We start from the raw sequence: 3,920 nt of genomic DNA, 5'->3' as shown, positions 1-3,920 counted from the left end.
AGGATTCCTGGATCAGCATGGATATGCCAGAGCTGGGCTATTCCCCCTGGACTGACTGGGTTCGTGGAGTTGGTGACTCCCTCAGCAGCCCAGTCACCATCGCCTCTCCTGAACTGATGGAGTTCTTCGGTACTCCGGATGCTGATCTATCAGGCAATGCTGTGCTCACCTCATCACTGGAGCAGGTCACTGATGATTCCGGCGCTACCCTGAAGGTGTCAACGTACGACGAGGTGACTGAGGACACCGAGGACCTTGCCACAGCTCAGGTGGAAACACGTCCGGTGCTGCCACCGTTGGCATCTGAACAATTGGTCACCGAAGGTGCCTTCGCTGAACTGGGTCTGGAGAAGTCTTATCTGGGTGCCGTGCTGGTGTCCGGTGAACGGGTCACCCACGACGACTATTCAGAGCTCTACGATTTCTTCCGCACCGCTGAGGGCGTGGACATCACCTTCCCCACCTGGTCAATAGGATCCGGGGTTGAGAACCTGGCGGTTCCTGCTGTGATCACCGCCCTGGTCATCGCGGTGATGGCCCTGGTTCTGGCCCTGTCCTCCCAGCAGATCCGCCGTCAGAAGATCATTCTGGATGCCGTGGGTGCCGCACCGAATCTCACACGTCAGTCCAATGCCCTGTTTGGTGCACTCTGTGCGATCGGCGCGGCATTACTCGGCCTGGTGACGGGGCATCTGGGGGCAGCGCTGTGGGCGTCCACCTCCATGACCAATGATGAGGGAATCACCACCTTCTACGGCACCCTGGGATTCCTCGAGCCTGCCTGGGCGATGATCATTGGTACTCTCATCATCGCCCCGCTGGTCACAGCAGTGATCGGCTGGGTTTTCACCCCGAGGGTGGAGATGTCCGACTACCGCGATTAGAACAACAATCCGGCTTAGAGCTTCTCCATCGGTACTCCACCGATGAGCATGAGCCGGACTTTTCCGGAGGAGCCGAAGTCGATCGTCACGGTTGCCCGCGGCCCACTGCCCTCTGCCACCAGTACTGTGCCCAGACCGTATTTGTCATGGTTGACACGATCCCCCACGGCCAGTTCCAGGTTCTTATTCCTGGTCTGCCTGGTGGGGATTCCTGTTGCTCGGGACTGTGCCGGTTTACGTGTTGGTGAGGAGTAGCCGCCACCATAGGACGAGCCACCGGACCCCCACGCGGAGCCGAAGGAACTGGTGGGTTCCTCACGGCGCCAGTCAATCAGTTCCTCCGGGACTTCCTGCAGGAAGCGGGATGCCGGGTTGGTCACCGGGTTACCCCAGGAGCTGCGCAGCATCGCACGGGTGACATAGAGGCGCTTGCGGGCACGGGTGATCCCCACATAGGCCAGGCGTCGTTCCTCCGCCAGTTCCTTGGCATCGCCCAGGGAGCGCAGGTGTGGGAACTGACCGTCCTCCCAACCGGTGAGGAAGACAACCGGGAATTCCAGGCCCTTGGCGGTGTGCAGGGTCATGAGTGTGACCACGCCCTGTTCGGTATCTGGGATCTGATCAGCATCGGCCACCAGGGAGACACGTTCCAGGAAAGCCTGCAGGCTGCCTGGTTCCGGCTCACTGTCATTGACCTCCGCTTCACTGCCGTCCATGGTTTCATAGGCCATGCGGTTGGCTGCTTCAGAGGAGAACTCCCGTGCCACGGAAACCAGCTCATTGAGGTTATCCAGGCGGGCGCCGTCCTGGGGATCATTAGAGGCTTCCAGCTCTGCCTTGTAACCGGTGATGTCCAGGATGCGGCTGATCACCTGGCCAATATCAGGCATGCCTGTGACTTCATTGACCATGGAGGGCATCTCTGCGCGCAGGGTGTCCATCAGTTCGTTGAACTTGACCACCGCATTGCGTCCACGGGCACCGAGCAGGCTGACCTTGTCGGCGGCGGCGTCGACAAGCGCCTGCCCATAACCAATCTGGTTATTCTCCGCATGCAGTGCGATGAAGGCCTGGGCGCGGTCACCGATGCCGCGCTTGGGGGTGTTGATGATGCGCCGCAGGTTGACGGTGTCCTCCGGGTTTTCCAACACGCGGAGGTAGGCGATGATGTCGCGGATCTCCTTGCGCTCATAGAACTTGGTGCCACCGACCACCTTGTAGGGCACACCGGTGCGGATGAACACCTCCTCCAGCGCACGGGAGGAATTGTTGGTGCGGTACATGATGGCCATGTCGGAGTAGTTCATGCCACGATCAGCCAGGGTGTCGATCTCGGAGGCGATGAAGCGGGCCTCATCGTGTTCATTGTCTGAGACATAGCCGATGATCTGCTCGCCCTCCCCCAGTGCTGTCCACAGGTTCTTGGGCCGGCGGTTCTCATTCTGGGAGATCACTGCATTGGCAGCAGACAGGATCGTCTGGGTGGAGCGGTAGTTCTGCTCCAGCAAGATGGTGCGCGCATTGGTGAAATCGCGCTCAAACTCCTCGATGTTACGGATGGTGGCACCACGGAAGGCATAGATCGACTGATCTGAGTCACCCACCACACACAGTTCGGAGGGGTCCTCACCGGGGCGTCCCACCAGGGTTGAGATCAGTTCATACTGGGCATGGTTGGTGTCCTGGTACTCGTCGATGAGCACATGGCGGAAGCGGCGCCGGTAGTACTCCGCCACCTGCGGGTGCTGGGTGAAGATGCGCACGACCTCACCGATGAGATCATCAAAGTCCACAGCATTAGCACGGCGCAGACGTTGCTGATATTCCACGAACACCCGCGCCACCACCTTTTCAAAGGGGTTGTGGGTGGCTTCCGCATCGGCCACGGCGGTGGCGGGGGAGATCAGCTCGTTCTTCAGATTCGAGATCGCCGAGGCAAGTGTGCGCGCGGAGAACTTCTTGATATCCAGCTCAAGATCCTTGGCGATCATGGTCAGCAGACGCCGGGAATCATCTGAGTCATAGATGGTGAAGTTGGTATTGAGCCCCTCCACCAACTGGGCCTGCTGACGCAGAATGCGCACGCACACGGAGTGGAAGGTGGCTACCCACATGCGCTCAGCAACAGGGCCGACCAGCTGGCTGACACGCTCACGCATCTCAGCGGCTGCCTTGTTGGTGAAGGTAATGGCCAGGATCTGTTGGGGGTGCACACCTCGGTAACGCATGAGGTAGGCAATCCTGCGGGTGAGCACAGCTGTCTTGCCGGAACCGGCACCAGCCACGATCAGCAGCGGGGAACCAATGTGCTCAACCGCGGCTTTCTGCTGTTCATTGAGGCCTGAGGTCAGCTCAGTGCCAACCTCGGCGTTGACCTCGGCGTGGGAGCCGACACCAGGGTCAGAAGGGTTCTGGGCGAAGGGATTGTGTGCAGTATTCATCACCTCTACAACCTACTAGGTGGGGTGGACACGCATCCCCCGCCTGTGCTCATGGCAGAATAGTTTCCATGACTAACACTGATGAAAACTTCGAGATCAGAATCCCTTCGGGTACCGATGACCCGCTCTCTGATGCGGAGATTCAGAAGTATCGCGAGGAGATCGACCGCCTCAACCGCGAAATCTTAGATGCGGTCAAACGCCGGACCACCGTCTCCCAGGCGATCGGCAAGACCCGCATGGAATCAGGGGGCACCCGTCTGGTGCACACCCGTGAGGTGGCCATCATCAACCAGTTCCGTGATGAGATCGGTGAGGAAGGCCCAGCTCTGGCAGCAATCCTGCTGCGTATGGGACGCGGACGGCTCTAAAGTATCGCCGTTGTATCTCCAGGGATTGGGGGTTGTTGCTGTAGTCGCGCACACAGGTGGAGTTCCGCGCTAACCTGACAGAGACAACTTTCCCCCCTTCTCATCGAGGAGTTTTCATGGCGAACGACATCACCACCACTGCTGCCTGGCAGGCCCTGACCAAGCGGTATGAGGCTTTCAAGGGTACCTCGCTGCGCGAGCTTTTTGAAGACGGAGAGCGTGCT

General features: G+C 59.4%; 2 protein-coding genes and 1 pseudogene. 2 read left to right on the top strand and 1 reads right to left on the bottom strand.

Translation table 11 applies throughout. From position 1 onward, the window contains the following. Window positions 1–884, top strand: a pseudogene (locus Q0M74_RS13380) (hypothetical protein); the annotation flags it as partial. A 14-nt stretch (window positions 885–898) separates the two neighbouring features. Here Q0M74_RS13380 and pcrA read toward each other — a convergent pair. After that, window positions 899–3,325 carry a DNA helicase PcrA gene (pcrA, locus tag Q0M74_RS13375; RefSeq protein WP_293955273.1) on the bottom strand — a complete coding sequence of 809 codons (2,427 nt, stop codon included), beginning with the start codon at window positions 3,323–3,325 and terminating at the stop codon, window positions 899–901. A 68-nt stretch (window positions 3,326–3,393) separates the two neighbouring features. Here pcrA and Q0M74_RS13370 point away from each other — a divergent pair, with 68 nt between their 5' ends. Then, window positions 3,394–3,696 (top strand): chorismate mutase, encoded by a 303-nt coding sequence (locus Q0M74_RS13370; RefSeq protein WP_293955271.1) that lies wholly within the window; start codon window positions 3,394–3,396, stop codon window positions 3,694–3,696. Window positions 3,697–3,920: the final 224 nt, after the last annotated feature.

Source organism: uncultured Corynebacterium sp., from assembly GCF_945649885.1.
Taxonomy (GTDB): Bacteria; Actinomycetota; Actinomycetes; order Mycobacteriales; family Mycobacteriaceae; genus Corynebacterium.
This window is presented reverse-complemented; position numbering and strand designations above follow the sequence as displayed.

Bases quoted from the DNA above. Each gene is read 5' to 3' on its own strand.
- Q0M74_RS13370 (WP_293955271.1), top strand. From the start codon at position 3,394: ATGACTAACACTGATGAAAACTTCGAGATCAGAATCCCTTCGGGTACC.
- pcrA (WP_293955273.1), bottom strand. From the start codon at position 3,325: ATGAATACTGCACACAATCCCTTCGCCCAGAACCCTTCTGACCCTGGT.